Source organism: Acidobacteriota bacterium (genome assembly GCA_009838525.1).
Taxonomy (GTDB): domain Bacteria; phylum Acidobacteriota; class Vicinamibacteria; order Vicinamibacterales; family UBA8438; genus VXRJ01.
Genome location: VXRJ01000035.1, coordinates 84,784 through 111,351, shown reverse-complemented (window position 1 = coordinate 111,351; position 26,568 = coordinate 84,784). Strand labels below are relative to the sequence as shown.

The 26,568-nt window shown below is 68.1% G+C and carries 22 protein-coding genes; 7 read left to right on the top strand and 15 right to left on the bottom strand.

The features are described from left to right. Positions 1-73: 73 nt before the first annotated feature. From F4Y45_15885 to F4Y45_15875, 3 genes are read left to right on the top strand one after another with little or no spacing between them, the layout of a single operon-like run. Positions 74-1,864 (top strand): PQQ-binding-like beta-propeller repeat protein, encoded by a 1,791-nt coding sequence (locus F4Y45_15885; GenBank protein MXY25984.1) that lies wholly within the window; start codon positions 74-76, stop codon positions 1,862-1,864. Between the two features lie 59 nt (positions 1,865-1,923). Continuing rightward, positions 1,924-2,376 carry a hypothetical protein gene (locus F4Y45_15880; GenBank protein MXY25983.1) on the top strand — a complete coding sequence of 151 codons (453 nt, stop codon included), beginning with the start codon at positions 1,924-1,926 and terminating at the stop codon, positions 2,374-2,376. A gap of 2 nt (positions 2,377-2,378) precedes the next feature. Then, positions 2,379-3,173 (top strand): sterol desaturase family protein, encoded by a 795-nt coding sequence (locus F4Y45_15875; protein ID MXY25982.1) that lies wholly within the window; start codon positions 2,379-2,381, stop codon positions 3,171-3,173. Positions 3,174-3,269: 96 nt separating this feature from the next. Here the strand turns inward: F4Y45_15875 and F4Y45_15870 are convergent, their stop codons facing one another. Continuing rightward, positions 3,270-4,271, bottom strand: a complete 1,002-nt coding sequence (locus tag F4Y45_15870; protein ID MXY25981.1) for a hypothetical protein — start codon at positions 4,269-4,271, stop codon at positions 3,270-3,272. 347 nt (positions 4,272-4,618) lie between these two features. Here F4Y45_15870 and F4Y45_15865 point away from each other — a divergent pair, with 347 nt between their 5' ends. Continuing rightward, positions 4,619-5,152 carry a heavy-metal-associated domain-containing protein gene (locus F4Y45_15865; GenBank protein MXY25980.1) on the top strand — a complete coding sequence of 178 codons (534 nt, stop codon included), beginning with the start codon at positions 4,619-4,621 and terminating at the stop codon, positions 5,150-5,152. Positions 5,153-5,186: 34 nt separating this feature from the next. On the opposite strand, the gene F4Y45_15860 is transcribed toward F4Y45_15865, so the two are convergent. The 3 genes from F4Y45_15860 to F4Y45_15850 are packed head-to-tail and all read right to left on the bottom strand — an operon-like array spanning position 5,187 to position 8,799. Continuing rightward, positions 5,187-6,194, bottom strand: a complete 1,008-nt coding sequence (locus F4Y45_15860) for a hypothetical protein (GenBank protein MXY25979.1) — start codon at positions 6,192-6,194, stop codon at positions 5,187-5,189. A gap of 28 nt (positions 6,195-6,222) precedes the next feature. Beyond that, entirely contained in the window at positions 6,223-7,464 is a 1,242-nt protein-coding gene (locus tag F4Y45_15855; GenBank protein MXY25978.1) for a DUF2911 domain-containing protein, read from the bottom strand. Between the two features lie 27 nt (positions 7,465-7,491). Continuing rightward, entirely contained in the window at positions 7,492-8,799 is a 1,308-nt protein-coding gene (locus F4Y45_15850) for a hypothetical protein (protein MXY25977.1), read from the bottom strand. 168 nt (positions 8,800-8,967) lie between these two features. Here F4Y45_15850 and F4Y45_15845 point away from each other — a divergent pair, with 168 nt between their 5' ends. Beyond that, a complete protein-coding gene (locus F4Y45_15845; protein MXY25976.1) occupies positions 8,968-10,713 on the top strand; it encodes a PQQ-binding-like beta-propeller repeat protein in 1,746 nt (581 codons plus the stop codon). Between the two features lie 54 nt (positions 10,714-10,767). Next, positions 10,768-11,124 carry a hypothetical protein gene (locus F4Y45_15840; GenBank protein ID MXY25975.1) on the top strand — a complete coding sequence of 119 codons (357 nt, stop codon included), beginning with the start codon at positions 10,768-10,770 and terminating at the stop codon, positions 11,122-11,124. A gap of 293 nt (positions 11,125-11,417) precedes the next feature. On the opposite strand, the gene F4Y45_15835 is transcribed toward F4Y45_15840, so the two are convergent. The 11 genes from F4Y45_15835 to F4Y45_15785 all read right to left on the bottom strand — a co-directional run bounded on the left by F4Y45_15835 (position 11,418) and on the right by F4Y45_15785 (position 25,180). Further along, entirely contained in the window at positions 11,418-12,173 is a 756-nt protein-coding gene (locus F4Y45_15835; GenBank protein MXY25974.1) for a hypothetical protein, read from the bottom strand. Between the two features lie 108 nt (positions 12,174-12,281). Continuing rightward, positions 12,282-13,301, bottom strand: a complete 1,020-nt coding sequence (locus tag F4Y45_15830) for a hypothetical protein (GenBank protein MXY25973.1) — start codon at positions 13,299-13,301, stop codon at positions 12,282-12,284. Positions 13,302-13,352: 51 nt separating this feature from the next. Further along, entirely contained in the window at positions 13,353-14,726 is a 1,374-nt protein-coding gene (gene mgtE / locus F4Y45_15825) for a magnesium transporter (GenBank protein MXY25972.1), read from the bottom strand. A gap of 162 nt (positions 14,727-14,888) precedes the next feature. Then, the gene (locus F4Y45_15820; protein ID MXY25971.1) at positions 14,889-15,839 is read right to left on the bottom strand and encodes a GTPase Era; all 951 of its coding nucleotides are present in this window, start codon (positions 15,837-15,839) and stop codon (positions 14,889-14,891) included. Next, positions 15,836-17,122, bottom strand: coding sequence for an HlyC/CorC family transporter (locus F4Y45_15815; protein ID MXY25970.1), 1,287 nt, complete (start codon positions 17,120-17,122; stop codon positions 15,836-15,838). Before F4Y45_15815 ends, F4Y45_15820 begins: the two co-directional genes overlap by 4 nt. Continuing rightward, positions 17,119-17,595 (bottom strand): rRNA maturation RNase YbeY, encoded by a 477-nt coding sequence (gene ybeY, locus F4Y45_15810; protein ID MXY25969.1) that lies wholly within the window; start codon positions 17,593-17,595, stop codon positions 17,119-17,121. The genes F4Y45_15815 and ybeY overlap by 4 nt, the downstream gene beginning before the upstream one ends. Continuing rightward, positions 17,592-18,614, bottom strand: a complete 1,023-nt coding sequence (phoH, locus tag F4Y45_15805) for a phosphate starvation-inducible protein PhoH (GenBank protein ID MXY25968.1) — start codon at positions 18,612-18,614, stop codon at positions 17,592-17,594. The genes ybeY and phoH overlap by 4 nt, the downstream gene beginning before the upstream one ends. 211 nt (positions 18,615-18,825) lie before the next feature. Beyond that, on the bottom strand, positions 18,826-20,616 hold the full coding sequence (gene aspS / locus F4Y45_15800; protein MXY25967.1) for an aspartate--tRNA ligase: 1,791 nt from the start codon (positions 20,614-20,616) through the stop codon (positions 18,826-18,828). Then, positions 20,613-21,866 (bottom strand): histidine--tRNA ligase, encoded by a 1,254-nt coding sequence (locus F4Y45_15795; protein ID MXY25966.1) that lies wholly within the window; start codon positions 21,864-21,866, stop codon positions 20,613-20,615. The genes aspS and F4Y45_15795 overlap by 4 nt, the downstream gene beginning before the upstream one ends. A 52-nt stretch (positions 21,867-21,918) precedes the next feature. Beyond that, positions 21,919-22,944, bottom strand: coding sequence for a GTP 3',8-cyclase MoaA (moaA, locus tag F4Y45_15790; GenBank protein MXY25965.1), 1,026 nt, complete (start codon positions 22,942-22,944; stop codon positions 21,919-21,921). Between the two features lie 121 nt (positions 22,945-23,065). Further along, complete coding sequence (locus tag F4Y45_15785; protein ID MXY25964.1) at positions 23,066-25,180, bottom strand: radical SAM protein; 2,115 nt, start codon at positions 25,178-25,180, stop codon at positions 23,066-23,068. A 200-nt stretch (positions 25,181-25,380) separates the two neighbouring features. Here F4Y45_15785 and F4Y45_15780 point away from each other — a divergent pair, with 200 nt between their 5' ends. Continuing rightward, on the top strand, positions 25,381-26,535 hold the full coding sequence (locus F4Y45_15780; protein MXY25963.1) for an FAD-dependent oxidoreductase: 1,155 nt from the start codon (positions 25,381-25,383) through the stop codon (positions 26,533-26,535). Positions 26,536-26,568 lie beyond the last annotated feature (33 nt).

Here is a 26,568-nt window from a genome sequence, read left to right as displayed (position 1 = left end):
GACAAGATAGACGATTCGGCTCTCCTGAACCGGCGCGGGCTCAGGGGAGCGTCGCCGATGACAGGGGGACGTGATGAGAGCGAACTTGCGGCAGAAGTCGGCGTCCATTGTCATGGCGACGGGACTGGCGGTGGGCGCGGCCGGCCTGCTGGCGCAGTCGGATGACTTCGTCCCGGTGACCGACGCCATCCTCCAGGATCCGGATGATGGCGACTGGCTGATGTGGCGGCGGACGCTGAACGGATGGGGCTACAGCCCGCTCGATCAGATCGACCGGAGCAACGTCGGACGGCTGCGCCTGGCCTGGGTGCGGGCGATGGAACGGGGGACCGGTGAATCGACACCGCTCGCCTACAACGGCATGCTCTACGTCCCGAACACGGGCGACGTGATTCAGGCCATCGACGGCGCGACCGGCGATCTGCGGTGGGAGTACCGGCGCGACCTGCCGGAGGACGTCTACGAGTACGTCGGCGGGAACGCGCGGAACAGCCGCAACATCGCGATCTACGACCGGTACATCATCAACACGAGCGACGACGACTATGCTTTCGCCCTCGACGCGACGACCGGCGAGATCGCGTGGGAAACCCTGATCTTCGACTACCGGGAGATCCCGGCGGGCCACAGCTCCGGGCCCATCATCGCCGACGGCCGGGTCATTTCCGGCCGGAGCTGCCGGCCGCTCGGCGGACCGGAATCGTGCGTCATCGTCGCCCACGACGCGCGCACCGGCGAGGAATTGTGGCGTCGGCGGACGGTCCCCGCCCCGGGCGAGCCGGGAGACGAGACGTGGGGCGGCGTGCCCTACGAAGAGCGCATCCACGTCGGCACCTGGATGCCGGCCAGCTACGACCCGGAGCTGCGACTGATCATCCAGGGCACCTCGGTCACCTCGCCGGCCCCGAAGTTCCTGCTCGGCGGGGTCGAGAACACGCACCTCTACCACAACTCGACGCTGGCGATTGACGTCGAGACGGGCGAGATCCGGTGGTACTACCAGCACCTGAACGACCACTGGGATCTGGACCACCCGTTCGAGCGGCTGCTCGTCGACACCGCGGTGGCGCCCGACCCCGACGCGGTGAGCTGGATCAACCCGCGCATCCAAAGCGGCGAGGTTCGCAAGGTGGTGACCGGGGTACCGGGCAAGACGGGTGTCGTCTACACGCTCGATCGCGAGACCGGCGAGTTCCTCTGGGCGACTCCCACGATCTCCCAGAACGTCATCACGAGCATCGACGGCGCGACGGGCCAGGTGACCGAGAACGCCGAGGTGACCTTCACCGCGCTCGGGCAGGAGGTGCTCGCCTGCCCGACGTGGGCGGGGGGCAAGGACTGGGAGGCGGGCGCTTACTCGCCCCTCACCAACACGATGTACATGCCGCTGCGCAACACGTGCGCGCGGATGCTGGCGACGGACAACGTCCGAAGCGAACGCGCGCTGGCCCTCACCGCGGGCGGGCAGGGCGGCCTGGAGATCTACGCGCTCGCCGCCCGCCACCAGATCACGCCGGGTACCGACCAGCTCGGCACCATCCACGCGGTGTCGGCGGAGACCGGGCGGACCCTCTGGCTGCATGAGCAGCGGGCCGGCACCATGTCGCTCGTCACGACCGGCGGCGGCCTCGTCTTCGGCGGCGACACCAACGGGCGCTTCCGCGCCTTCGATCAGGAGACCGGCGAGGTCCTGTGGGAAATCAACCTCGGATCGCCGGTGGTCGGCTATCCGATCAGCTACGCCGTCGACGGTCGGCAGTACGTTGCCGTCAATACCGGCGCCGGCGCCGGGGTCAACATGCGGCTGACGCCGGAGTTGCGGCCGAGCAGCGGCAGCAACCTGTTCGTCTTCGCGCTTCCTTGACTTCGCGTGACGGGCGTTCGGCCCTGGTTGACAGGACCCCAGTGCGCTACGCTACAAGGATGACTCGTGATTATCGGATCGTCGCCATCGCCATCGCGGCCGTCGTCTGGTGCGCGTCACCCGCGGCCAGCAACGTCTCGACCGCCCCTGGGCAGGAAGAGGCGCGGGCCGAGCAGCTTGAAGAGCTTCGGCAACGCCTCGAAGAAGCCCGCACCCGGCTCGACCTGACCGACGAGCAGGTCGAGCAGGTCAGACCTATCCTCCGGGCGGGCTCCGAAGCCTTGGCCGGGGTACTCCAGGAGCACGGGATCGATCTTCGGGACCGCTCGGGCGGCACCAATCGACTCCGGTTCCGTCAGCTTCGCCGCCTCCAGCGGGATCTCAACGCCGTGCGGGAGCAGACGCTCGAGGACCTTGAAGCGGTGCTGACCGCCGAGCAGCTCGAGACCTACAAGGAGATCCAGGAGGAGAACCGGGAGGCGATGCGGGAACGCCTGCGCCAACGCCGCTGACGATGGACGGGATCGGACTCCGGCTGCTCGCCTTCCTGCTGGTCTTCGTGGCGGCGGAGTCGACGTGGTCGGCCCTGCGCAAGCGCCGCACCTACAACCTGCGCGACTCGCTGGCGAACGTCGCGATCTCGGTCGGGAACAACCTGCTCCGGCCGCTGTCGCTGGCCTGGAAGTACGTGGTCTTCTCGTGGGTCGAGCCGTTCCAGGTCTACGCGCTGCCCTTCACGCCGTGGGCGTTCGTCGTGACGTTCCTGGTCGCCGACTGCGCCTACTACTGGTACCACCGGCTGAGCCACGAGGTTCCGGTGCTGTGGACGATGCACCACACGCACCACTCCAGCCCGTGGATGAACCTGACGACGGCGGTGCGGCTGAACTGGGTCGCGAACTTCGTCAGCCCGTTCTTCTTCGCGCCGTTCATCCTGCTGGGCGTCTCGGCGGAGTGGATGACGGCCTCGCTGGCACTGGGCCTGTTCTACCAGTTCTTCCTGCACACGGACGCGGTGCCGCCGTTGGGTTGGCTCGAAGGGAAGCTGCTCAACACGCCCTCCGCCCACCGTGTGCACCACGGGTCGAACTCGGTGTACATCGACCGGAACTACGCGGGGGCGCTCATCGTCTGGGATCGGCTGTTCGGGACCTATCAGGCGGAGGTCGAGCCGGTGCGCTACGGGGTGACGACCGGTTTCGTCGGGCACAACCCGTTCGTGATCCAACTGGCGCCGCTGTGGAAGTACGTCCGGGGCGAGTGGCGGCGCGAGAAGGAGATCGACGCGCTGGAAGGGCGCCCATCCTGAACGGGAGGGAGCGTTCGAAGCTGCCGGCCCGGCCGGCCATCGGCGGTTGGACGCCCATACGACGACCTGCGCGGTCCGGACGCGGCTTCGAGCCGTCTAGCGCGGGAATCGCGCGATCCCATAGCTGCCCCTGATCCCGCCAATCCAGATCTCGTCATTCGCCTCGATGGCCACGGTGCCGAGCCTGAAGAACTCGTTTCCCTTGTAGTCCACCAACTGCCGGACTTCAAACGTCGTCGGATCGACCTCGGCCACGCGAGCCGCCGACAGCTCACAAGGATCAACGTCTTCACACTGGGTCACGTGGCCGGCGACGATGACTTGGCCGGCGGGTCCCCAGCGCACGTTGTCGACGTTGAAGCCAACCGGAATCCTGTCGACGCGCACCGGGCTCTGGCCGCGTGACAGCCGCACCAGCGCCCGATCGCTCCAGCCCCCAATGTAGAACCACTGCCCATCATCCGAGGACACGAGACCATTGGGACCGGGCATCTGGCTACCGGGCACTTCGACCCAGTCCGTCGTGGGATGCCATTCCCAGAGCTCCCCACCTGCGCGGTCGAAGTTCGTCGCGCCAAGATAGCCGTCCGGCAGCGCCGTAATGGAGTTGATGCGGGCAGTGCCTGCCGGCGCCGGGATGCATCCGATCCACTTCATCGTGGGCACGGCGCCGCCGACGTCCAGGGCAAAGACTTCGATGGCCTCGCGCGCGCCATGACCGACCACGTAGAGCGTATGCACATCGTCGCGGCCCTCCCGCAGGGTCAGTCCGTGCGGCTGGAACACGTCGTTGGGACCGGGGCAGGCGCGATAGGTGTCCCGGTCGTGCTCCGGCGGCAACGCTCCCGCGGGAAATATCTCCTGGACGCGGTGATCACGAAGGCTCACCGCGTAGACGGGACCCTCCGAATCGGAGTAGCGTCCCGACGCGATTACCCAGGGGGCGCCCGGAACCGCGTAAAGATCTTCCGGATTGGTCGTGCCGCAGACGAAGTTCACATCTCCGGCGGGATCGCAGGTCGGGGCCGTCTGGGCGCCCAGAGAGTGCCCGCTGACAACACCCAACACCGACGCGAGGAACACGAGCACTCGCAACATGGCGCACCTCCAGACTGTCGTGACGCCGGAAGCATACCAGTGCTGCAATCGGTGCGCTGTAGTTTGGCCAGACCGCGACGAAGGCCCCGTGCGGGGCGAGGGTTCGAGCTGCGGTCAGGCAGGATCACCAATTGACATGTGTACCGGCACGCGGTACAGATATTGACGATGCTCGGAAGCCCTCGGACCTCGACTTCCAATGCCGAGTTCTGGTTGCGCCGACAGACGACTTGGGATCTCGTTCAGGCGCGCAAGGACGAACACCGGATCAACGTCGAGCGATACCAGCCGCACACGTCGGTATGAGGTCGGGCATTCCTGGCGTTGGTGTCGCTAACGTTGCGCGAATGAGTCCCAGAGCCGCAACCGGCGCGTTGCGCCGCGGTTTGGCCCTACTCCTGATCGGTTCGGCGTCCACCAGCGCGGGCGCGGGAGCCCCGCAGTCGTCAAGCGTGCCGGGCATGGTGCGGGTGACGATCGAGGTGGAGCTGTCGTGCCCTTCTTGCGCCGTCGGGCTTGAACGGCGGCTGCGCCGCCTGGACTACGTCGCTGATGTCGAGGTCAGCGCCCCCGACGCGCAGATCGTCCTCGCCGTCGAGCCCGGCCGCCACCTGGACCTTGCCGCGGTGTGGGACACGGTGCGCAACGCCGGGTTCATTCCCGACGGCCTGGCAGTCATCGCCATCGGGCACGTTACCGAGATGAACGGTGCGCCCGCCCTCGCCCTCGCACCCGACTTCGCCCTCCCGCTCGTCGAAAGCGACGGCCTCACGGCCCTGGCGACGGGGGTGGGTGATCAACCGGTAAGTGTGTCGGGACGCTGGCACCCGCCGCCGGAAGGCGCCGGACGACTGCAGGTCGAGTCATTTGAGGTCCGTTAGCGCGGACCGCTGAGTGCGGGGCTTCACGCCCCGTCTACCGGGCTTCCCCCGTGGCAGCCCGCTCCTCGGCGCGGTAGCCGGCGAGAATGCCCTCCATGCCGAGATTGCCCTCGTGGCAGGCATACTCGAACAGCGGATCCGGGCTCCGCCGGAGCGGGATCATCACCGTCCAGGGGCGCGTCCACGTGGTCTCGTCGTGGAACGTGACCTCGTAGTGGATCGTATCCGGCGCGGCGCGCGTGAACCGCTCCACGACAACGAGGTCCTCGGACGCTCCCCAGAACGCCCCGAGGCGAGAGTAGTTGCGCGTCTCCACCACCAGCGTGTCTCCCTCCCACCGGCCGCGCGAGTCGCCGTGCAACTGGCGAATCCCGCCGTTCGGGTGGGGCGTTCCGTCGATCGGGATCACGCGCGCGTCGTGAATCATCTCCATCAGGACCACAACGTGGTCGCGGCTCTGGAAGATCTGGTAGTAGCTGTTGTAGCCGGCGAACAGGGACGGCACGCCGTACGTTATGCAGCGCTCGCTCAGCGGCCGGTCGGCCCACGAGTCGGCCTTCTCGGCGATGGGGGGCGGCGGCTGCCCCCGACCGGCGCGCTCGGCGTCCGGCGTCCGCGGCGGAATCCGCCCGTCGGGAGGATCGACGATCAGGGAGGTCCGGTTGTCGAAGTCGCGCTCGACGAGCCAGAACTGGTTGTAGTTGCCGGTCGCCGGGTCGTAGGAATCGACGTCGGTGACGCCGGCCAGGGCCGCCAGCGCCAACTGATCGCCGAAGACGGCGTCCTGGCCGCTCGCTGTCACGTCGGCCGCGGCGGCCCTGAACGCGGCGAGCTCCTCGTCGGTCAGGCTGCTCTTGCCGGCCCACGCCGCCGGGCGCTCGAGCGGCGTGGCGTTGTTGTTCGCCCACACGCCCTGCAGGTCCGGGTGGCCATCCGGCGTGCGCGGGACGCTCCACTCCCCGGCCGGTTGAGCCGCCGCCCCGGACGCTATCGCAACCGACGCCAGGACGACGACGAAGACGGCAACGTAACGTCCAGCCATGGGATTCCTCCGCTCCGACGCTGCCGGATTACTCCGTGACAGTGTAGTCCGCCACCCACTCGTGGGGGCCCCAGTGGATGACCAGCCGGCCCGCACCCGCCGCGACCGGCGTGAGGGCGGCGCCGAGCGGACGCGAGGCAAGCCCGCCCTGCGAGTAGGCCAGATCGACCTCGAAGGCATCGAACGCCGGATCGTGCTGCGTGCCCCACGAGTCGGCCTCGTGGTTGAACACCAGCCGCCAGCCGTTCCCATGCCGCTTCAGCCACAAACCGTAGGAGCCGGCGAAGCCCGGCGCCAGATTGCCGGTCGGAACCGCCGCGTCGCCGAAACTCAGCGGAACCTCGTTCCGGAGGCGGAGCACCGCCGCCTGCGTCAGGCGCAGGACCTCGCCGTCAGCCAGCGCCGCGACCGCTGCGAAGTCCGCCAGATCCACGCTCTGCTCCTGCCAGAAGAGCACCTCCAGACGCTTGCCGCCCGGAATCTCGATGGTCGACGCGTGCCTCTCGGCGAGCCGCGCCAGGCGGTAGAGGGCGCTGGTGTCGGCGTCGAACGGCAGCGACTCCCTTTCGTTCGCGACGCGGGGACCCTCCTCCTCCTCTTCATCCGGCTCGGGCGTCTCGTCGTCTTCGTCCGATTCCGGGGGTTCGGCAAGGTGGAAGTCGGCCGTCCAGCGGTGGTCGCTCCAGCGCAGCACCAACTGCCCGGCGGCCTCGCCGGTGGGAACCAGCGCCGCCGCAAGCGTCTCCTGCGCCCCGTCGGCGTCCCGGGTCAGCGGGACCTGACCGATCACCGCGCTATCCCTCCCGGCGGCGGCTGCGTTCTGCCCCGTTTCGCTCTCCTCCGCTTCGTCGCCGTCCGCCTCGTCCGGACCGGAGTCCGGCTCTCCCCGCAGATCGAGCGACCAGCCGCCGGCGGTGCGCGCCAGCCAGAGCTCCAGGGTCGTCCTCGCCGGGTTCGGCGACTCGCTGCCGCCGGGTTGCGAGCCGTCGAGCGTACCGATGCGCAGCCGCGGCAGGGCCTCGATCGTGCCGACGCGGACCCGCGTGCCCGACGCGGACTCGGTCGCCGCCAGCAGTTCACGATGCGCGGGATCCGCCGCGCGGAGTCCCGTCTCGAAGGAAACCGCGACCGGACGCAGGTTCAGTGTGAGTTCCGTGCGGACGACGTCCGCCGGCTCGGACTCTGCGCCCTGCCCGGCCCCGGCGCTCGCCGGGACCAGCAGGCAGGCGCCCAGAACCAGCGCCGACAGCCCGGACTTCGCGCAAGACATCGGCTGCGACTGCAAGGCCGTCGCCCGTCAGTCCTGATCGTTCGTCGTCGATCCGTCGTCGCCGAGCTCGGTGTAGCTGATGAACGCCAGAGCCATCTCGTCGTTGGTCCGCTGGCCGAACCCGACGCTGAGGTCGCCGTCGAAGCCGCGGCGCACGCCGCGCTCCTCCGTGCTGTCGTACCAGAAGCTCGCCTCGATGCGCGTACCCTTCGGCAGCAGCTTCGGCTCCTTGTACTTGTAGGTCACCTGCCAGCTCTGGTCGTAGTGCGGGACGTCGAGCAGCAGCTCCTCGCGGCCGTCCGGGTAGAAGGCGGTGTAGCGGGACGCGATCGCGCGCAGGTGCGCGTGCGGCCACAGATTGAGCACCAGGATGTCCTTCTCGAGCGTGCGGGCCATCCCGACCCGATAGCGCGGATGGTTCGGCGGAATCTCGAACCCGTTGTTGCCCAGGGTGTCGGTGAGGACCTGGTGGGCCACCGGCCGCTCCTCGACGAAGAACCCGACCTCGGCCTGGCTCGTGAACGACGTACCCGGCCCCGGCTCCTTGTTGAAGTGCATGTTGAAGTTGAGGACCGAGCCCTTCTCGATCAGCAGGCCATAGCCGTCGGGCAGCATTCCCGACTCGGCGCCCTCCGCCACGCAACTAAGCAGGCCGCCGAGCGCCACCGCCGACTTGTTAGCGCCGGTGAGGACCTCGCCATCCTCGGGCCGCACGAACGCGCACATGTGGTGCACGCCCGGGCCTTCGGCGCCCGTGCGCAGCTCCCAGCCGCGCACCCAGACGTCCTCCGGCACCACATCCTCCGGGATCCGCACGTCGAACGAGATGTTGATGTCGAAGGCGTCGTCCGGCACCACGAACGGCTCTTCCATGCGGACGACGAAATCCGGCGTCCCGTGGGACCACCCGTCATGCAACTCCTCCGCCCAGACCGGCGCCGGCGGCGCATCGGCCGGGCTGCCGGCGGGCGCGCCCGCGTCGACCCAGCCCAGAATCGTCTCGATCTCCGCGTCGGTCAGGCCGCGCTCGTTTTCGAAGACGCCCTTGGGCTCGGACGCGAACCAGGGCGGCATCTCGCGCGACTCCACCTTGCGGGCGATGGCGCGGGCCCAGGGACGCGTCTCCTCGTAACTCATGAAGGACATCGGGGCCACGAGGCCGCTGATGTTGAGTCCCGACGGCCGGTGGCACGTCTGGCAGTTCTCCTGAACGATGGGAAGCACGTCCTTGTAGAACGTCGCCCCGTCCTCGTTGGCCGCCGCCGCCGGACCCGCCGACGCGAACACGACGCCGAGCGCCGCAACAACCGACACGGTGCGCAGAAAGGTGGTCATTCGTGAATCTCCTCGCCGGCCGCGCGGAAGGCCGACAGACGTAAGTCGTCCGCATAATGTTACACCCTCCGCCGGGTGTCGTCACGTGCCGATTCCCATCTACAATGGCGCGCGACAGCCGACTCGGGATTGTGGAACACGGGATGTCGGATTCCCGGGGAGCATGCGATGCTGCGACAGCGTTTCGGCCGTTTCCTGCCTCTGCTTGCCATCGCTTCATTGACCGTGCTCGTCGCGGCGGCACAGTCCGATGAAGATGCCGGCTTCGTTCCCGTCACCGACGCCATCCTCGAGGATCCGGCGCCGGGCGACTGGCTCATGTGGCGCCGCACGCAGAACGGCTGGGGCTACAGCCCGCTCGACCAGGTGAATCGCGACAACGTCGCCGACCTGCGCCTGGTGTGGACTCGGGCCCTCGCGGAGGGCGCCCAGGAGGGAACGCCGCTGGCCTACGGCGGCACGCTGTTCATGCCGAACCCGAAGGACCACCTGCAGGCCATCGACGCGGTGACCGGCGACCTCCGGTGGGAGTACCGGCGCGACATTCCCGAGGACGTCCCCGAGATCATGGGCGGCCTGACCGATAACAACCGGAACGTGGCGATCTACGGCAGGACGATCATCGACACCAGCAACGACGACTACGTGTATGCCCTAGACGCGGTGACCGGCGAGCTCGTCTGGGAGACGCAGATCTTCGACTACCGGGTGCATCCGGCCCGGCATTCCGCCGGCCCGATCATCGCCGGGGGCAAGGTCGTATCGGGGCGGAGCTGCCGCCCGCGGGCGGGGCCCGTCTCGTGCGTCATCGTCGCCCACGACGCCGCCACCGGCGCGGAGCTGTGGCGGACGCGCCTGGTGCCGCGGCCCGGGGAGCCGGGCGACGAGACGTGGGGCGGCGTGCCGTACGAGGAGCGCATGCACGTCGGCTCGTGGATGGTGCCGAGCTACGACGCCGAGCTGGACCTGGTCTACGTCGGCACCTCGGTCACGTCCCCGGCGCCGAAGTTCATGCTCGGCGGCGTCGACAACCAGCACCTCTACCACAACTCGACGCTTGCGCTCGACGGCCAGACGGGCGAGATCCGCTGGTACTACCAGCACCTGAACGACCACTGGGACCTCGATCATCCCTACGAGCGCATCCTCGTGGACACGGCGGTCGCTCCGGACCCGGACGCGGTTTCCTGGATGAATCCGCGGCTGCGGCGCGGCGAGGAGCGCCGGGTCGTGACGGGCATTCCCGGCAAGACCGGCGTCGTGTACACGCTCGACCGCGAGACCGGGGAGTTCCTCTGGGCGACCCCGACCATCGCCCAGAACGTCATCAGCGACATCGACGGCGCCACCGGCGAGGTCACCGAGAACGCCGAGTTGATCTTCACCGCCCTGGGGCAGGAGGTGCTGTCATGCCCGTCCTGGGGCGGCGGCAAGAACTGGCCGGCGGGCGCCTACAGCCCGCTGACCAACACCATGTACTTTCCGCTGCAGAACACCTGCGCGCGCGTGCTGTCGACGATGGAGGGCGGGCTTGCCATCTACCGCCTGGCCGCCCGGTTCCAGCTTGCGCCGGGCACGGAGAACCTCGGCACCGTGCACGCGATCAACGTGGAGACCGGTGAGAGCGCCTGGCTGCACGAGCAGCGGGCCGCCACGTTTGCGCTGGTCGCGACCGGCGGCGGGCTCGTCTTCGGCGGCGACGGTAACGGGCGGTTCCGGGCGTTCGATGACGAATCGGGTGAGGTGCTGTGGGAGGTCAACCTCGGGTCGCCGGTCACCGGTTTTCCGATCACCTATGCCGTCGACGGACGGCAGTACGTCGTGGCCAGCACTGGCACGCGGCGATCGGGTCTGACGCCGGAGTTGAGCCCGAGCGCGGGGAACAACCTCTTCGTTTTCGCTCTGCCTGAATGACCATCGGGCACCGCGCCTGACGGGCCTCGGCGGGGCGAGCGTTTTGCTCAGGAGATGCCGACGCTGGAGCCACCTTACTACGGCGTGAATCTGGTGGATGTGCGCCGGGAGCACTACGACGCGATCTTCCAGAATATCGAACTGCAGGTGCAGGGCGCCGCCCAGCTCTTGGGTGGCCGACTGCACTTCTACTCCGTGACGGACTACGGAGAGATTCGGCGCGTGATCTTCATCATCTACTTTGAGACCTTCCCCGACTCACTCGCAGGACTAGTCCCCGATCAGGCCAACGACGTGACCCAGTTTCCCGACATCTGGTCGGGGTCCGACCTCTGGTCGGAGTTCGCACGCCTGGCGGAGGGCTACACGTGGTGGGTCACGCCTGCGCTGCCAGCGAACGAGATCCCGTAGGTCTCACGGTTGCCCAATTGCCACATCCGAAGCCGGAACCTCGGGCGAAGTCGCTAATCGCCGTCGGCGCGCTTGCCATGGCGGTCGTTTGGGCATCCGAGGAGTGACGAGGCCTCGATGGCGTTCGGCGCCGGCGCCACACTCCTCACCGCTGCGTTACTCGCCGCCCACAGCATCACGACGCGCAGGCGGCCTTGACGGGACGGAAGCTCGCCGAGGATGGCATCGAGATCGACTCGAATACATCGATTCCCCACTGGGACGGCGAGCGGCTTTCCGATGCTCGAACAGCTTCATAGGGTCGTGTGCCGTTTCGCCTGCCAGTCCTTCGCGTGAGCAAGACCACGCAACATCCCGAAGTCAAACCGGGAAAGGGGGTTGAGTGAGTCACGCAGCTGCTTGAGGGCCGTAGGCCGCTCGCCAAGTTCGGCACCGATCGCGCCGAGCATGCCACGCACGCGCGGCGGCTCGCTGGCCGCGACTCCGAGGAGCCTCCGGAAGCGCCCGCCCTGGCGACAGAGACTCAGCGTGCGCTGGACCGTGTCGTCGGGCGAGAGTTCGCTCGACCTTCCGGCCCGGCGCAGGAAATCGAGCAGGGCAGCGTCGGTTTCGGCCAGCTTCTTCCAGGCTTCGGGTCGACGGGTATGGACCACCGTATCGCTACCCAGGAGCTTTCGGGGCAGCCGATAGCCGCTCGTTGACACTTCACTGCGGCCGGCGCTTTGCGTTGTAAACCCCAGGAGATTCGCGGCTGCAATGCCGGCGGGGAAAACGGGCTTGCCCCGCGTAGTTGCGAGCTTGCGGATGGCGGCCGGGTTGGGCCGGCTCGTACCCAGAACGGTTTGCCGAGGACGGTAGTAGACGCCCTTGCTCAATCGTTCCAGTTTTCCCTCGCGGACCAGACGGGACAGTGCCTGCGCCAGCGCCGCGGGCGGGAGACCGGGGAAATCGTCGAAGCGCCAGAGACGCTCCCTGCCCCTTTCGATCCGCTGCCGAACCCGGTGGGCCGCCGATCGTGGTGAAGCGGGAGGTTCCGTGCGCCTTGCCATGTCTCCACTCTGGACACGGCAAGAAGAAATGTCAAGTTTTTAAGCAGAAAAACTTGACTGTTTCGGGGCATGGTTCCCGCGAAGTTCCCGGGCAGCCCCGCCGGGCGACTACTGCCCGTCCTGTTCTTCCAGCGCCCCGGCGAGAATGACCGCCATCGAGTAGTTCCCCTCGTGACAGGCGTACTCGAAGACGGGCTCCGGGTTGAGCTTCATGGGGACTTCGTACTTCCACGTCGCGGTCCAGGTGGTGGAATCGTCCACCGTCACCTCGTAGAGCAGCACGTCTGGGCCCGCACGCGTGAAGCGCTCCGTCAGATTCAGGTCGGCGCTCGCTCCGCCGCGCATGAAGCTGGTCTCGCGCAGGAAATTCTTCGTCTTGACGACGAGCGTGTCGCCGTCCCACTCGCCGCGCGACTCGCCGGCCCACTGCTTCAGCCCCGTGTAAGGGCGGCCGTCGAGCGGAATGAACCGCGGGTTGTGGTTCATCTCGTTGTAGATCACCACTTCGTCCCGCGTCTGGAACAACTGCATGTTGTTGTTGTAGCCGCCCGGCGTCATCGGCGGACCGGCATTGAAGCCGGTGATGCAACGCACCTGCAGGCCATTGGCGCCCAGGTCGTCCACCCAGCCGCCTGGCGTCGGCGTGTGGGGGCCGACCCCTTCGCGCGCCTCGGTCAGGTCCGCGCGCTTCTGCTCCGCCTCCGGCGTGAGCGGCGGGATCCGGCCGCTCGGCGGATCTATCACGAGCGAGGTTCGGCCGGTCGCGATGACTTCGGTGCCACGGTCGAACCAGAAGTTGTTGTACGAGCCGGGCGCCCCGTCAACGCCCCGATCGACGTTCCCGGACGGGTCTGACGCGGTGCGCCGGGCAGGTCGGGCGGCCAGCTCGGCGTTCCGGTCGAGCGCCTCCTGGTTCAGGTCTGCCGCCTCCTCGTCAGTGAGGAACTCCTGATCGGCGCGATCCTCCGGCCGCTCCATCGGCGTGATGGTGCGGAAGTCCCAGACCCCCTGCAGATCCGGAGCGCCCCACGATGTCCGGGGAGCCTCATCCTGCGCGAGAGCGGCAGCCGGGACGAGGAGGAAGAAGGCGAACAGCGACGTCCAGACGGTGATCTTCCGGCGTGACATGGGCACCTCCACTTGGAGGTCGAGAATAGCACACGGCCTGTCCAGCCCAGGTCAGAGGCCGCGCTGCAGATACGGGAGGAACGCGGTGGCGAGACCGAGGAACGCGAAGAACCCGAACATGTCCGTCATCGTCGTGATGAAGACCGCCGACGCCAGCGCCGGATCGAACTTCAGCGCGCGCAGGCTGAGCGGGATCAGCGTTGCCGCGATGGCGGCGATCAGCAGGTTGATCACCATGGCGCCGGCCAGGATCGCGCCGACGTAGGGGTTGCCGAACACCAGCCAGGCGATGACCGAGCCGGCGAGGCCGAGCAGCAGCCCGTTGGCCAGTCCCACCACCACTTCCTTGCCCAGCACGCGGCGGGCATTGCTCCAGGCGAGCTCGCCGATGGCGAGGCCGCGGACAATCACGGTCAGGGTCTGGGTCGCGGCGTTGCCGCTGACGCTCGCCACCACCGTCATCAACGCCGCCAGGGCCACCACCTGCTCGATCGTCGCCTGGAACTGGCGGATCACGAGGGCCCCGAGGGTGGCCGCCACCAGGTTGACGCCGAGCCAGGGCAGCCGCTTCCGCCATGCTTCCCAGGGCGAGGTCGCGATGTGCTCGTCAGCCGACACGCCGGCAAGACGCAGGATGTCCTCGGTCGCCTCGTCCTTGATGACGTCGATGACGTCATCCACGGTGATGATCCCCACCAGCTTGTTCTCGTCGTCCACGACCGGGATGGCGAGCAGGTTGTAGTTGGCGACCTCCAGGGCCACCTCTTCCTGGTCCGTATCGACCCGGGCGCTGACCAGTTCCGACGTCATGATCCGCTTGAGGGGAGTCTCGGGGGCGACCAGCAGCAGGCGGCGGAGCGAAACGACGCCGACCAGGTGGCGGCGCTCGTCGACCACGTAGAGATAGAAGACCATCTCCACCTCGCGCGACTGCTGCAGCGCCTCGATGGCCTCTCCCGCGGTCAGGTCCTCGGTCAGCGCGAAGACCTCCGGGTTCATGATCCGGCCGGCCGTCTGATCCTGGTAGGCCAGCAGGTCGGGCGCCTCGCCGGCGTCGGCGCGCCGCATCAGCTCGATCACCTCCGAGGACACCGGCTCGGGGAGCTGATTGATGAGGGCCGCGGCGTCGTCGCTCGGCAGCTCCTCGAACAGCGACACCAGCTCCGTCGGCGTCCGGCCGACGAGGAGCGTGGCGCTCACCTCCACCTCGACCTCACTGAGGGCCTCCATCGCGAGGCGGGGGTTGTGCTCGACGAGCGTGTTGAAGGCGTCGCTGCGGTTGGCGTCCGACAGCGCGGTCAGCACTTCGGCCAGGTCGGCCGGATGCTGCTTCTGAAGGAGGTTGAGGAGGTTAGCAGTCGCACCAATCCGCTGCAGTCGCTTGACTGAGTCGAGCACGACGTCGAGGCGACGGAGCGGCGGCATGACACTGTTCCGCGGAGCGGCAAGGCCCCACGACGGTTACGAGTATTCCGATCCCGGATCGTTGTCCCACTGGGTCGTTCACAGAGCCTTTGATGATAGCACGGGCATTCGCCCGAAGCACCCGCCGAGCGTCACGCGAACCGCCGTGGCCCAGCCGGGCTGCTAGCGCTCGAGGCCGAGCTCGCGCAGGATGCGGTCGTTCTCGCGCCAGCCAGTCCGGACGCGGACGTGGAGATCGAGGAAGACGCGCGTTCCGAAGAACCGCTCCAGCTCGTGCCTGGCCTCCGTCCCGATCTGCTTTATGCGGGCGCCCCTGCGACCCAGAACGATCGGTTTGTGCGTCGTCCGGTCGACGACGATCGAACAGTAGAGGCGCAGCAGGCCGCCCGCATCGCCCGCCCGGTCGTCCGCGCCGGCTTCGCCGGCCGCTTCCGCGGACACCTCCTCGAAGCCGTCCACCAGCACGGCGGTCGAGAAAGGCAGCTCGGCGCGCGTATGACGCAACAGCTTCTCGCGCACCGTCTCGGCGACAATCACCCGTTCCGGTTGATCGGTAACCATGTCGTCCGGGTAAAGGGGCTCCCCTTCCGGCAGCCGCTCCCAGAGCAGCTTCTCCAGGCCGTCGACGCCGTCTCCCGTAAGGGCGGAGATCGGCACGATGGCATCGAACTCCCGCTGTCGCCGGAACCAGTCGATCAGCGGAAGCAGGGTCGGCTTCGCGATGCGGTCGATCTTGTTGAGGGCCAGAATCACCGGCGCCTCGGCCCGATCGAGAAGCTCCAGGACGAACCGGTCCCCGGCGCCGGTACGCGTCGCGGCGTCGTGCACGACAACCAGCAGGTCCACCCAGCCGATCGTGTCGACCGCCTGATCGACCATCCGGACGTTGAGCCGGTGCATCGGCCGGTGGATGCCGGGCGTGTCGACAAAGACAATCTGGCCCCTGCGGGCAGGGTCCGGATCGCCGGCACGATGACTGACGCCGAGGATCCGTGTCCGGGTCGTCTGGGGCTTGTCAGAGACGATCGCCACCTTAGCCCCGACCAGCCGGTTCAGCAGCGTCGACTTCCCGGCGTTGGGCCGGCCGATGAGCGAAACGAAACCGGCCTTCATACGTCAGCGCGGGCATCGGGCGCGGCGCGGTCCTGCCGGCGCAGCCGCACGCGGTGGACGCGTCGGCGCTCGCCATCCAGCACGTCGACGACCAGACCGTCGAGATCAAACGACTCGCCGACCTGGGGCACGCGGCCGAGCCTGGCGAGCAGATAGGCGGCGACCGTGTCGCAGCCTTCGGCTTCGATCGCGACATCTAGCCGCTCGCACAGATCGTCGAAGCCGACGCGCCCGTCGAAGACGAAGCTGCCCTCCCCCTCATCGACGATCGGCTCCGTTTCGATGTCGTACTCGTCGCGGATTTCGCCGACGATCTCCTCCAGCAGATCCTCCACCGTCACCAGGCCCGCGGTGCCGCCGAATTCGTCATGCACGATCGCCATCTGCGCCTGGGCGCGCTGGAGCTCCCGCAGCAGATCGGCCACGCGCTTGGTCTCGGGAACGGAGTACGCGGGGCGAAGCAGCCGGCTCACAACCTGCTCACTGCCCGGAGTGTCGGTGAGGGCGACGAGGTCCTTCACGAAGACGAAGCCGAGCACCCGGTCCAGGCTCTCCTCGTATACGGGAAGGCGGGAATAGCGTTCCTCGACGAAGACCCGGCGCAGTTGGTCGAGCGTCGTGTCCGTCCGCACCGCGACGATATCGGGCCTTGGCGTCATGACCTCGCGCACCAGCGTGTCACCGAAGTCGACCACCGACTGCAACAGTTCCCGCTCCGCCTCTTCCTCGTCGTCGAGCGGCGTGCTCCCGTCGTGCGGATCGGCGGCCGTCTCCCGGGTCTCGTCCGCCGCCGCGGCGCCGTTCGCCCGCGGCGCCGCGCCATTGCCCCTATGCCCGGCCCCCCGCAGCAGGCGAAGCAAGGGCCGGGTCACCGGACGGAGCAGCACGACGACGACGTGGAAGGACGGCAGCAGGACCTCGATCACGCCCTCCGGGTTGCGCCGCACGATCAACATCGGCAGCAGATGGCCGCAGACCACGACGAAGGCGGCGAGGGCCGGCGCCACGACGACTACCGGAAGGACGTTGCGCGGCGTGCTGGCCAGGGCCAGGAGCGCGACGGCGACGATCACCAGCCCCTGCAACAGGCGGGCGGGCACGAACAGGCGCAGCGGATCGTCGAGATAACCCAGGCGATCGAGCCGTCCGCGCCGTTCCGCGCCCAGACGGAGCGGCAGGCGCATCAGCGTGGCGAACGCGGCCTCGACCGTGCCGACGTAGATGGAAGCACAGGCGAGCAGGAAAAGCAGAAGCGGCACGAAGGCGAACGCGGCGGGGATCATGCAATCCCCCCACGCCGCCGCAGCCGCCGCTCGACGCGCGCCATGCGTCCGTTGTCGCGCTCGTGGTCGTAGCCGAGCAGGTGCAGCAGACCGTGGAGCGCCAGGCAGCGGAACTCGGTCGCGAGCGGGTGCCCGGCCGAGCGCGCCTGACGCCGCGCGACTCCCGTCGCGATCACGATGTCGCCGAGATGACCGTTCGTCTCCGCGGGAAACGACAGGACGTCGGTCGGACGATCGATGCCGCGGAACTGACGGTTGAGGGATCGCATCTTCGCGTCGCCCACCAGGGCGACGGCCACCTCGCCCCGCGCGGCGCGCGGCGCGATGTCCTCGAGCCAGCGCCGGAGACCGACGTCGCGCCGAACCCGGCCACGGCCGTCGGTGACGGTAACGTGGAGCCGGGAAGTGCCTGGCGGAGGTTGGTCCGGACCCGCGTCGGGGTCCGTGTCGGCGTCGGGGTCAGCGTCGTTCATTTTGTCTCGGGCGGGGCGGCAGAAGCGGCGTCGGCTCCGTCACCGTCGCCGTCGGCCGGCGCCAGCGCATCGTATGCCCTGACGATGGCCTGGACGAGCTTGTGCCGCACCACGTCCCGTTCGGTGAAGTAGATCATCGACACGCCGTTGACATTGCGCAGCACCCGCAGCGCCTGCTTGACCCCCGACGTGCAGCCGGGCGGCAGGTCGATCTGGGTGATGTCGCCGGTCACCACCGCTTTCGAGCCGTAGCCGAGCCGCGTCAGGAACATCTTCATCTGCTCGGCGGTGGTGTTCTGCGCTTCATCCAGGATGACGAACGCATCGTTCAGCGTCCGCCCCCGCATGAAGGCGAGCGGCGCGATCTCGATGACGCCCTGCTCGAGCAGGCGCTCCACCCGCTCGGCGGGCAGCATGTCGTACAGCGCGTCGTACAGGGGACGCAGGTAGGGATTCACTTTTTCCTGCAGATCACCCGGCAGGAACCCCAGCTTCTCTCCCGCCTCGACGGCCGGGCGGGCAAGGACGATCCGGCTCACGCGCTTCGCCACCAGGTAGGCGACCGCCTGCGCCATGGCGAGGTAGGTCTTTCCGGTGCCGGCCGGACCGATGCCGAAGACCAGGTCGTGACGCTCGATCGCGTCGAGGTAGCGCCGCTGTCCCAGATTGCGTGGCTTGACGTGCCGCTGGCTCGACACCTGCACCGGTGTTCGTACGAACACGTCGCGCAGGTCGATCTGCACGTCGTCGTTCACCAGCTCGGAGGCGCGCCGGACGTCCTCGCGCGAGAAGGTGTGTCCCTCGCGCAGGAGCCCGGTGAAATGGTCGATGACCCGTTCGGTCCTGGCGAGGTCCTTCGCGTCGCCGATCACCACCAGCTCGGCGCCAGCGGTCGAGATCTCGACGTCGAACTGATCTTCAATCTGGCGGAGGTTCTCGTCCCGGGCGCCGAAAAGGGTTTCGAGCCCCTCGTCGGGAATGGGGATCTTGACGGATGCTGTCGCGGCAGACGTAGGTATCGGTCTTTGTCCCCTGGGAGCTTGCGCCGCAGAAGTTTCGCGCCAGCGAAACCTCCAACGCGCCGCCCGCGGCGCGCTCTTGCGCCGGCGAAACTTCCAACGCGCCCGCAAGGGCGCGCCTGCACAATGAGTAGCACGCCCCCGCGCAGGGGTCAAGGACGCGCGCGCAGCGTGTTCTGCCGGCCTGGAGGCCGGCGCACCAGTACGCCCGTCATCCGTCGTCCAAGTGGAGATCCCGAAGCTGTCGGCGGTCGACTGCGGACGGCGAACCAGCCATCAAGTCGACCGCGGCGGCGGTCTTGGGGAACGCCATCACGTCGCGGATGGACGACTCGCCGGCGACCAGCGCCACGATACGGTCGAGACCGAGCGCGATGCCGCCATGGGGCGGCGTGCCGTACCCCAGCGCGTCGAGAAAAAAGCCGAACCGCGCCTTGGCTTCCTCGTCGCTGATCTTCAGAAGCCGGAAGATCCGCGCCTGCAGCGCCGCGTCGTGGATTCGGATGCTGCCACCGCCGATTTCGCTCCCGTTCAGCACCAGGTCGTAAGCCCGCGCCCGCACACCGGCGGGATCATCCTCGAGGCGTTCGACGTCCTCCGGTCGAGGCGACGTGAACGGATGGTGCATGGACACAAGGCGCTGCTCCGTCTCACTCCATTCGAGCAGCGGAAAGTCGACCACCCAGCTCAGGGCGACCTTTCCGGTGTCGATCAACCCATGTCGCTCCGCCTGCTGCAGGCGGATCCGCCCGAGCACTTCGGACGCCTCGTGTCCCTCCCCCGCCGCCATCAACGTCAAGTCGGCGGCTCCCGCGCCGGCCAGCGCGACCGCCTGCTCCAGCGACTCCGGCCCGGCCGCCTTCAGGATGGAACTCTGCATCGCGCCGTCCTCCGACCGCCGAGCCCAGACCAGGCCCTTCGCGCCGGCCGCGATCGCGCCATCGACAATCTGATCCAACTGGGCGCGCGCCTGGCCGCCCGCGCCCGGAACGACGAGCGCCCGGACCGACCCACCCGCCTCCACGATCCCGCGGAAGACCTTGAACTGCCCGGCGCGGAACGCGTCCGACACGTCGCGCAACGGCAGTTCGAAACGCAGGTCCGGCTTGTCGCTCCCGTAGCGCGACATAGCCTCGTCGTAGGTAAGCCGCGGGAAGGGCGCCTGGACGTCGCGGCCGACAACCCGGAAGACCGCCTGCATCAGACGCTCCACCACGCCGAAGACGAGCTCCCGGTCAGCGAAGCTCATCTCGATGTCGACCTGCGTGAACTCCGGCTGCCGGTCCGCGCGCAGGTCCTCGTCGCGGAAGCACTTGACGATCTGGAAGTAGCGGTCCATGCCGCTGATCATCAGAATCTGTTTGAAGATCTGCGGCGACTGCGGCAGTGCGTAGAACTTGCCCGCGTGCAGCCGGCTCGGGACGAGGAAGTCGCGCGCTCCCTCCGGCGTCGACTTCGTCAGCAGCGGCGTTTCAATCTCCCAGAAGCGGTCGGAGTCGAGGCTCTGGCGGATCGCCTGCGCGATCCGGTGGCGCAGGCCAATGTTCCCGCGCATCCGGGCGCGGCGCAGATCGAGGTAACGGTAGCGAAGACGCACTTCCTCGGAAACCGGCGTCTCCTCGTCGATTTGGAACGGCGGCGTAGGTGACTCGTTTAGCACACGAATCTCGCGGGCCGCGACCTCCACCTCGCCGGTTTCCAGCTTCGGGTTGAGGGTCTCCTCCGAGCGGCGTTCCACGGGACCGCGGACGGCAACGACGAACTCCGGGCGAACCCGCTTCGCCGCGGCGATCACCTCTGCTCCGTCACGCGCCACCACCTGCGTGATGCCGTACCGGTCGCGAATGTCGAGGAACGTGACGCCCCCGAGATCGCGCACCTTGTGGACCCAGCCGTTCAGCACTACGTCGGTTCCGACGTCCACCGGCCGCAGTTCGCCGCAGGTGTGCGTCCGGATGGGGAATGCGCCGGTTTCGCGCGTGGCTGTCGAGTCAGTCGTCATGCCTGCTTCCGTTCCGCAACGAACCGCCGCACGATCTCGTCCCGCGGCACCGTCGTCTGTTCACTCGTCTCCATCTCCCGGACCGTCACCTCGCCTCTCGCCAGTTCGTCTTCCCCCAGTATCAGCGCCCGCCGCGCGCCGGTGCGGTTCGCCCGCTTCATCTGCGCCTTGAGCGAACGTGGTTCGTAGTCCACCAGCGCGACCAGTCCGGCCTGCCGCAGCTCGCGCGCCAGCAGGTGGGCCGGCTCCCGCGCCGAGTCTCCCGCCGCCACCACGAACGCATCGGGCCGTCGCGGCCCCGTCCCCGCCGGCATCGCCAGCAGCAGGCGCTCGAGGCCGGCGGCGAATCCGATGCCGGGACGGTCGGGACCGCCGAGTTGCGCCACGAGGCCGTCGTAGCGCCCGCCTCCGAGGAGCGCGTTCTGCGCGCCGAGACTCCCGCCCACCACCTCGAAGGTGGTGCGCATGTAGTAGTCGAGACCGCGTACGAGCCGGTGCGACACCGTGAAGTCCAGACCGAGAGCGGTCAGCAGTTCCGTCACCTGCTCGAAGTGCGCGCAGCAGCCGTCGCACAGGTTATCGATCGTATGCGGCAGCGTATCGATGTTCGCCTGGCACTTCTCCACCTTGCAGTCGAAGATGCGGAGCGGGTTGGTTTCCGCCCGGCGCTGACAGTCACCGCACAGCGCGCCGCGCCGGTCGGCCAGCGCGTCGGTCAGCGCACGGCTGAATCCCGGGCGGCACTCGCGGCAACCGACCGAGTTGATCACGAGCGTCGCATCGTCGATGCCGAGCGCCTGGACCATCGACACGGCCATCTCGATGACTTCGGCGTCGAGCGATGCGTGGGCTACCCCGAACACTTCGACATCGAGCTGGTGGAACTGCCGATAGCGCCCCTTCTGCGGCCGCTCGTAGCGGAACATCGGCCCGAAGCTGAAGAGCTTGGTGACCGGGAACTCCTGCTCCAGCGCATGCTCGACGAACGCCCGCACCATGCTGGGAGTAGCCTCAGGCCGGAGCGTGACGCGTTCGCCGCCTTTGTCCTCGAAGCTGTACATCTCCTTCTGCACGATGTCGGTCGTCTCGCCGGTCCCCTTCTCGAACAGCTCCTGCCGCTCGATGACCGGCGTCCGGATTTCACGGTAGCCATAGCGCGCGCACGTGTCCCGTACGACCGACTCGAGCCGCTGCCAGCGTTCGGTCTCTCCCGGCAGAATGTCGTGCGTACCGCGAACCGCAGGAATCATGGAATGCTCGGATGGGACAACAGTGACGGCGGATGCCCAACGGGCGGCGGCGCTAACCGCCGCGCGTGTGCATCTCCAGATGCGGTTCGCGCCGAAGGACCTCCACCGGCACGAGCGCCTCCCGGCGCTCGGCCGACAGACGCACTTCCGCGCCGCGGTCCGTCCGCTGTCTCCAGATCGCTTCTATCAGCGCGCGCAACTCCTCCCGCGTCGCCCCGTCGCGCAGCCGCTTGCGCAGGTCGGTCCCGGCGCTCGCATAGAGGCAGCGGTACCACAGTCCGTCCGCGGTCAGCCGGCTCCGGTCGCACGACCGGCAGAACGGCTCGGTCGTCGACGAAATAATCCCGAAAGTCTGCCCGCTCGGCAGGCGGAAGCGATCCGCCGGCGCGGTAGACCCCGGCTCGTCGATAGCGTCGGCCGATCCGAGTGCGTCACCGATTACCCGAAGCATCTCGGCGCGCGACACGACGTCGGCGATCGACCAATGGGTCGCGCCGCCGACATCCATGTACTCGATGAAGCGCAACTCCGCGTCCGCCTCCCTCGCATAAGCGAGCAGGTCGATCAACTCGTCGTCGTTCACGCCGCGGATCACCACCGTGTCGATCTTCAGCCCGGTGAACCCCGCATCCCGCGCCGCGGCGAGCCCCGCCCGGACGCGGTCGACGCCGTCGAAACGGGTCAACGCCCGGAACCGATCGGCGCGCAGGGTATCGAGACTGACGGTCAGGCGGTGCAGGCCAGCCTCGTGGAGCGCCTGCGCCTGCTCGGCCAGCAGCATCCCGTTCGTCGTCAGCGCCAGGTCGCGGATGCCTGGTCGGGCCGCCAGCCGTGCAATCAGTTCCGGCAGGTCCTTGCGGAGGAGCGGCTCGCCGCCCGTCAGACGGACCCGGTCGACGCCGGCATCGGTGAACGCCTCGACTATCGACTGGGTCTCCTCGAAGGTGAGGATGTTCTCACGCGGGAGCCAGACGTAGTCCATCTCCGGCATGCAGTACTGGCACCGGAGATTGCACCGGTCGGTAACCGAGATCCGCAGGCTGCGCAGCGGCCGATCGAGCGTGTCACGCACCGGCATCGGCCCAATTATCGCACCTGGCTTCGCACGACGGGGCGCGTACGCGCCCTGTGTGGCCCGTTGGAAGTCTCACGGCCGCGTAGAAGTTCCGCTGGCGCGCAGCTTCTACGGCCAAGAATGCCTAGCCGACGCTGACCGGCTCGTCCTTCTTGGCGGTCTTCAGGCCCTGGATCTGGACCAGGGGCTCCTGCTGCTCTTTCAGGACGTGCTGGCGGTAGAGGGCGGCCATCTGCGCGTCGTGCGCCGCCTGCTGCGGATCCGCCGGCTTGCCGTTGCCGCCGTTCGCCGCCGCCTTGGCCGCGGCGCGGGCGGCAAGCTTTTCCTGCCGGGCGTTCTTGGCGATCCCCGCATCGTCGAGGTCATGCTGCTCGCCGGCCGCGACCGCCTCCGGATCGAGCACCAGCGAGTGCTCGGTGGTATTGAGCTGCACGTGCTTCCCGCCGGCGAAGATCTCGTGCCTCCCGCGCTCCTCGTACCACTTCGTCAGCGTGGCGGTCATGTGCATCTTCTCGATGATGTTCCGCCAGCCGATGCCGGTGTTGTAGGCGCAGAACGAGATCTCGCCTTCCTGCGTCGCGTACGGAATGATGCAGCGCTCGGTGCGCCGGAAGTCGTAGTTGAACAAGTCCTGGAACCACATGCCGGCCACGAAGAGGAAGTTCCAGCGATCACCGCGGCGCTTCGCGATGTCATTCTGGGTCCGGTCGCCCGACACCTTGCCATAGTCCTTGCCAGTCGCCCCGAACGTCTTGTCGAACTTCTTCAGCAGGTCGGCCAGCTTGAAGTGGGTCGGCGCATTGAACGGGTCGTAGTTCCGCATCAGCGCCAGCCCCATGCCGAGGACCGAACGGAACCGCCCGCCGGCCGCGTCGTTGACCCGGGCAATGTCCTTGGCGAGCTGCTCGCCCCGGACGAACTTGGTGAAGGGCACCGCCTCCTTCGTCTCCTTGTCGATCATCACGGCCATGCCGACACCGCAGTTCGGGTGGCAGCCGCAATTGAGCTGGCCCCAGTTCTCCTCCGGACCGTGCACCAGGTCGGCCCAGTCGGTGAACGTCCCCATGAAGGAGATCGGGAACCAGTCGCGCGCCGGCTCGCCGATGCCGGTCTGGTCCTTGACGTCGTGGGCCAGGTGCGAAAGCGTGTAGCGCTGCGCCTTGCGGCGCTCGTCGGTGATCTCCTCGTCGCGGCCGGTGAACGACACCGGCTGGAACGACAGGAAGCTGATGGTCTTCGGGTTGTCGAGCGCGAACTGCACGACGCGGCCCACCTGCTCGTTGTTGATCCCGTTGATGATCGTGATGACCGGCACGATGTCGACGCCGGCCTTGTGCAGGTTCTCGATCGCCCGCAGCTTGACGTCGAACAGGTTGCCGACGAGACGGTGCGAGTTCGCGGCGTTGCCGATGCCGTCGAACTGCAGGTAGGCGTAGCGCAGGCCGGCGTCCGCCGCCGCGCGAGCGAAATCGTAGCTCTTGGCGAACTCGATGCCGTTGGTCGCCGCCTGCACGCTGTTGTAGCCCACCTTCCGCGCGTAGCGGACGGCGTCGAGGAAGTAGGGCGAGATGGTCGGCTCGCCGCCGGAGAACTGCACCGACATCTGCCGCTTCGGCTTGATGGAAATGGCGTTGTCGAGCAGCGTCTTGATGTCGTCCCACGACAGTTCATGGACGAAGCCGACCTGGTTCGCGTCCATGAAGCAGGGATCGCACATCATGTTGCAGCGGTTGGTCAGGTCGATCGTCAGGACCGATCCGCGTCCGTACTTGATCGTGCTGCTGCCGTGGTTGTGCAGTTTCGCGTCGTTGTGGGCGCGGATGTCGCTCCCCGGGAACGACTCCTCGAGGTGCTTGAAGAACTCCGTGTCGATGGCCATCACGTCCTCGAAGACCCCGTGCACGGGGCACTCCTTGACCATCAGGATCTTCCCGTCGCGCTCGACGATCTGCGCCTTGATCTCTCCCACCTTCTCGTTGAGGAGAATCTTGTAGTCCTTCTTTCCGTCGAGGATGTCCTGCCGCGCTTCGCGGACGCACGTCGGGCAGAGCGAGTCGGTCTCGCGCGGCCATCCGAGGGGCGGCTTCACCTTCTCGTGCGACTTCAGCAGCGGCTTGTCGGACCAGTTCGGCGTGAACGACGGACGCTGGCTGAACGCATTGAACCGGTCATAGAAGAACCATGCCCCGTTCGCCGCCACCGACAGCCCTTTCTCGACGTACTTGATCGGCTTGTGCATTATCGTCTCACCCTTGTGCCGGGATTCCCGAGCCTCCAGAGTAACGGGCGGCCGTACAGACACACCACCCGCCAGGACCTGCGTAGCATCGCACGCCCCGTGCGACAAGACGAGCGTTTTTCGGGGAAGTGGCCGTTTTGACGCCTGAACGGGCCTCCAGCCCGGCGAACGGGCAGGGCGGTCGCGGCTATCATGCCCGGATGGCGCATCCGGACGTGGCGGTGATTGGGGCGGGCGTCTTCGGAGTCTGGACCGCTCGGCACCTTCGTGCCACCGGCCGAACCGTGGTCCTCGTCGACGGGCACGGGTCGGGACACCCCCGGGCGGCGTCGGGCGGGGAATCGCGGATCATACGGGTGGGGTACGGCGACCGCGCGCTCTACTCCACGTGGGCGCGGGAGGCTTTGCCCCAGTGGCAGCGCCTGTTCGACGAGGCGGGCGAAGCACTGTTCCAGCGGACCGGCGTGCTCTGGTTCGCCCGGCCGGATGATTCGGCGACCGAGGTGACGGCGCGGACCGTCGAGTCGCTCGGCGTGCCTCTGGAACGGCTGGACCAGCGGGCGCTGCGCGAACGGTTTCCGCAGTTCGACGTGGAACCGTACGCAGGGGGGCTGTTCGAACCGGAGAGCGGCGTGCTGCTGGCGCGGCGTGCGGTAGCGCTGGCCGCCCGCGACGCCCGGCGGCACGGCGTGGAGTACCGCCTGGCGGCCGCCGCCCCCATCGAACCGTCTAGCGGCGCGGCGGGGCTTGCCAGCCTGCCGCTGGCGGACGGGAGCCGCCTGTCGGCGGGAACATTCGTCTTCGCGTGCGGCGCATGGATGCCGCGTCTCTTCCCCCGCCTGCTGGGACCCTTGATCCGACCGACGCGCCAGGAGGTCGGATTCCTGGGTCCGCCAGCCGGAGACGAACGGTTCGCGCCGCCCGCCATGCCGGCGTGGATTGATCGGGGGGCGGAGGCATACGGGCTGCCGGCGCTGGACGGGCGAGGCGCGAAAGTGGCGCTCCACGAGCACGGCCCCGCCTTCGATCCCGAAACGGGCGATCGGATGCCGACGGCAAGAGCCATGGAGGCGGTCCGCGCCGCGGCCGCCGAGCGGCTGCCGGGGTTGCGGAACGCGCCGCTCGTCGAGGCGCGCGTGTGTCAGTACGCGAATACCTGGAACGGCGACCTCCTGCTCGACCGGCACCCGGAAACGGAGAACGTCTGGCTCGCCGGCGGCGGATCGGGGCACGGTTTCAAGCTGGGTCCGGCGGTAGGCGCCTACCTGACGGGACGGATGGACGGTTCGCGCCGCGAGGAGGCGTTGGTCGGGCTGGCATCGAAGCGGCCGGAGCCGGACCGGCACGTGTTCTGACACCGCCGGGGGTAGGCGCCGTATCGAGACCGC

What these genes read in the sequence shown, in the direction of transcription:
- F4Y45_15885 (MXY25984.1), top strand. Translation starts at nt 74, where the DNA reads ATGAGAGCGAACTTGCGGCAGAAGTCGGCGTCCATTGTCATGGCGACG.
- F4Y45_15880 (MXY25983.1), top strand. Translation starts at nt 1,924, where the DNA reads ATGACTCGTGATTATCGGATCGTCGCCATCGCCATCGCGGCCGTCGTC.
- F4Y45_15875 (MXY25982.1), top strand. Translation starts at nt 2,379, where the DNA reads ATGGACGGGATCGGACTCCGGCTGCTCGCCTTCCTGCTGGTCTTCGTG.
- F4Y45_15870 (MXY25981.1), bottom strand. Translation starts at nt 4,271, where the DNA reads ATGTTGCGAGTGCTCGTGTTCCTCGCGTCGGTGTTGGGTGTTGTCAGC.
- F4Y45_15865 (MXY25980.1), top strand. Translation starts at nt 4,619, where the DNA reads ATGAGTCCCAGAGCCGCAACCGGCGCGTTGCGCCGCGGTTTGGCCCTA.
- F4Y45_15860 (MXY25979.1), bottom strand. Translation starts at nt 6,194, where the DNA reads ATGGCTGGACGTTACGTTGCCGTCTTCGTCGTCGTCCTGGCGTCGGTT.
- F4Y45_15855 (MXY25978.1), bottom strand. Translation starts at nt 7,464, where the DNA reads ATGTCTTGCGCGAAGTCCGGGCTGTCGGCGCTGGTTCTGGGCGCCTGC.
- F4Y45_15850 (MXY25977.1), bottom strand. Translation starts at nt 8,799, where the DNA reads ATGACCACCTTTCTGCGCACCGTGTCGGTTGTTGCGGCGCTCGGCGTC.
- F4Y45_15845 (MXY25976.1), top strand. Translation starts at nt 8,968, where the DNA reads ATGCTGCGACAGCGTTTCGGCCGTTTCCTGCCTCTGCTTGCCATCGCT.
- F4Y45_15840 (MXY25975.1), top strand. Translation starts at nt 10,768, where the DNA reads ATGCCGACGCTGGAGCCACCTTACTACGGCGTGAATCTGGTGGATGTG.
- F4Y45_15835 (MXY25974.1), bottom strand. Translation starts at nt 12,173, where the DNA reads ATGGCAAGGCGCACGGAACCTCCCGCTTCACCACGATCGGCGGCCCAC.
- F4Y45_15830 (MXY25973.1), bottom strand. Translation starts at nt 13,301, where the DNA reads ATGTCACGCCGGAAGATCACCGTCTGGACGTCGCTGTTCGCCTTCTTC.
- mgtE (MXY25972.1), bottom strand. Translation starts at nt 14,726, where the DNA reads ATGCCGCCGCTCCGTCGCCTCGACGTCGTGCTCGACTCAGTCAAGCGA.
- F4Y45_15820 (MXY25971.1), bottom strand. Translation starts at nt 15,839, where the DNA reads ATGAAGGCCGGTTTCGTTTCGCTCATCGGCCGGCCCAACGCCGGGAAG.
- F4Y45_15815 (MXY25970.1), bottom strand. Translation starts at nt 17,122, where the DNA reads ATGATCCCCGCCGCGTTCGCCTTCGTGCCGCTTCTGCTTTTCCTGCTC.
- ybeY (MXY25969.1), bottom strand. Translation starts at nt 17,595, where the DNA reads ATGAACGACGCTGACCCCGACGCCGACACGGACCCCGACGCGGGTCCG.
- aspS (MXY25967.1), bottom strand. Translation starts at nt 20,616, where the DNA reads ATGACGACTGACTCGACAGCCACGCGCGAAACCGGCGCATTCCCCATC.
- F4Y45_15795 (MXY25966.1), bottom strand. Translation starts at nt 21,866, where the DNA reads ATGATTCCTGCGGTTCGCGGTACGCACGACATTCTGCCGGGAGAGACC.
- moaA (MXY25965.1), bottom strand. Translation starts at nt 22,944, where the DNA reads ATGCCGGTGCGTGACACGCTCGATCGGCCGCTGCGCAGCCTGCGGATC.
- F4Y45_15785 (MXY25964.1), bottom strand. Translation starts at nt 25,180, where the DNA reads ATGCACAAGCCGATCAAGTACGTCGAGAAAGGGCTGTCGGTGGCGGCG.
- F4Y45_15780 (MXY25963.1), top strand. Translation starts at nt 25,381, where the DNA reads ATGGCGCATCCGGACGTGGCGGTGATTGGGGCGGGCGTCTTCGGAGTC.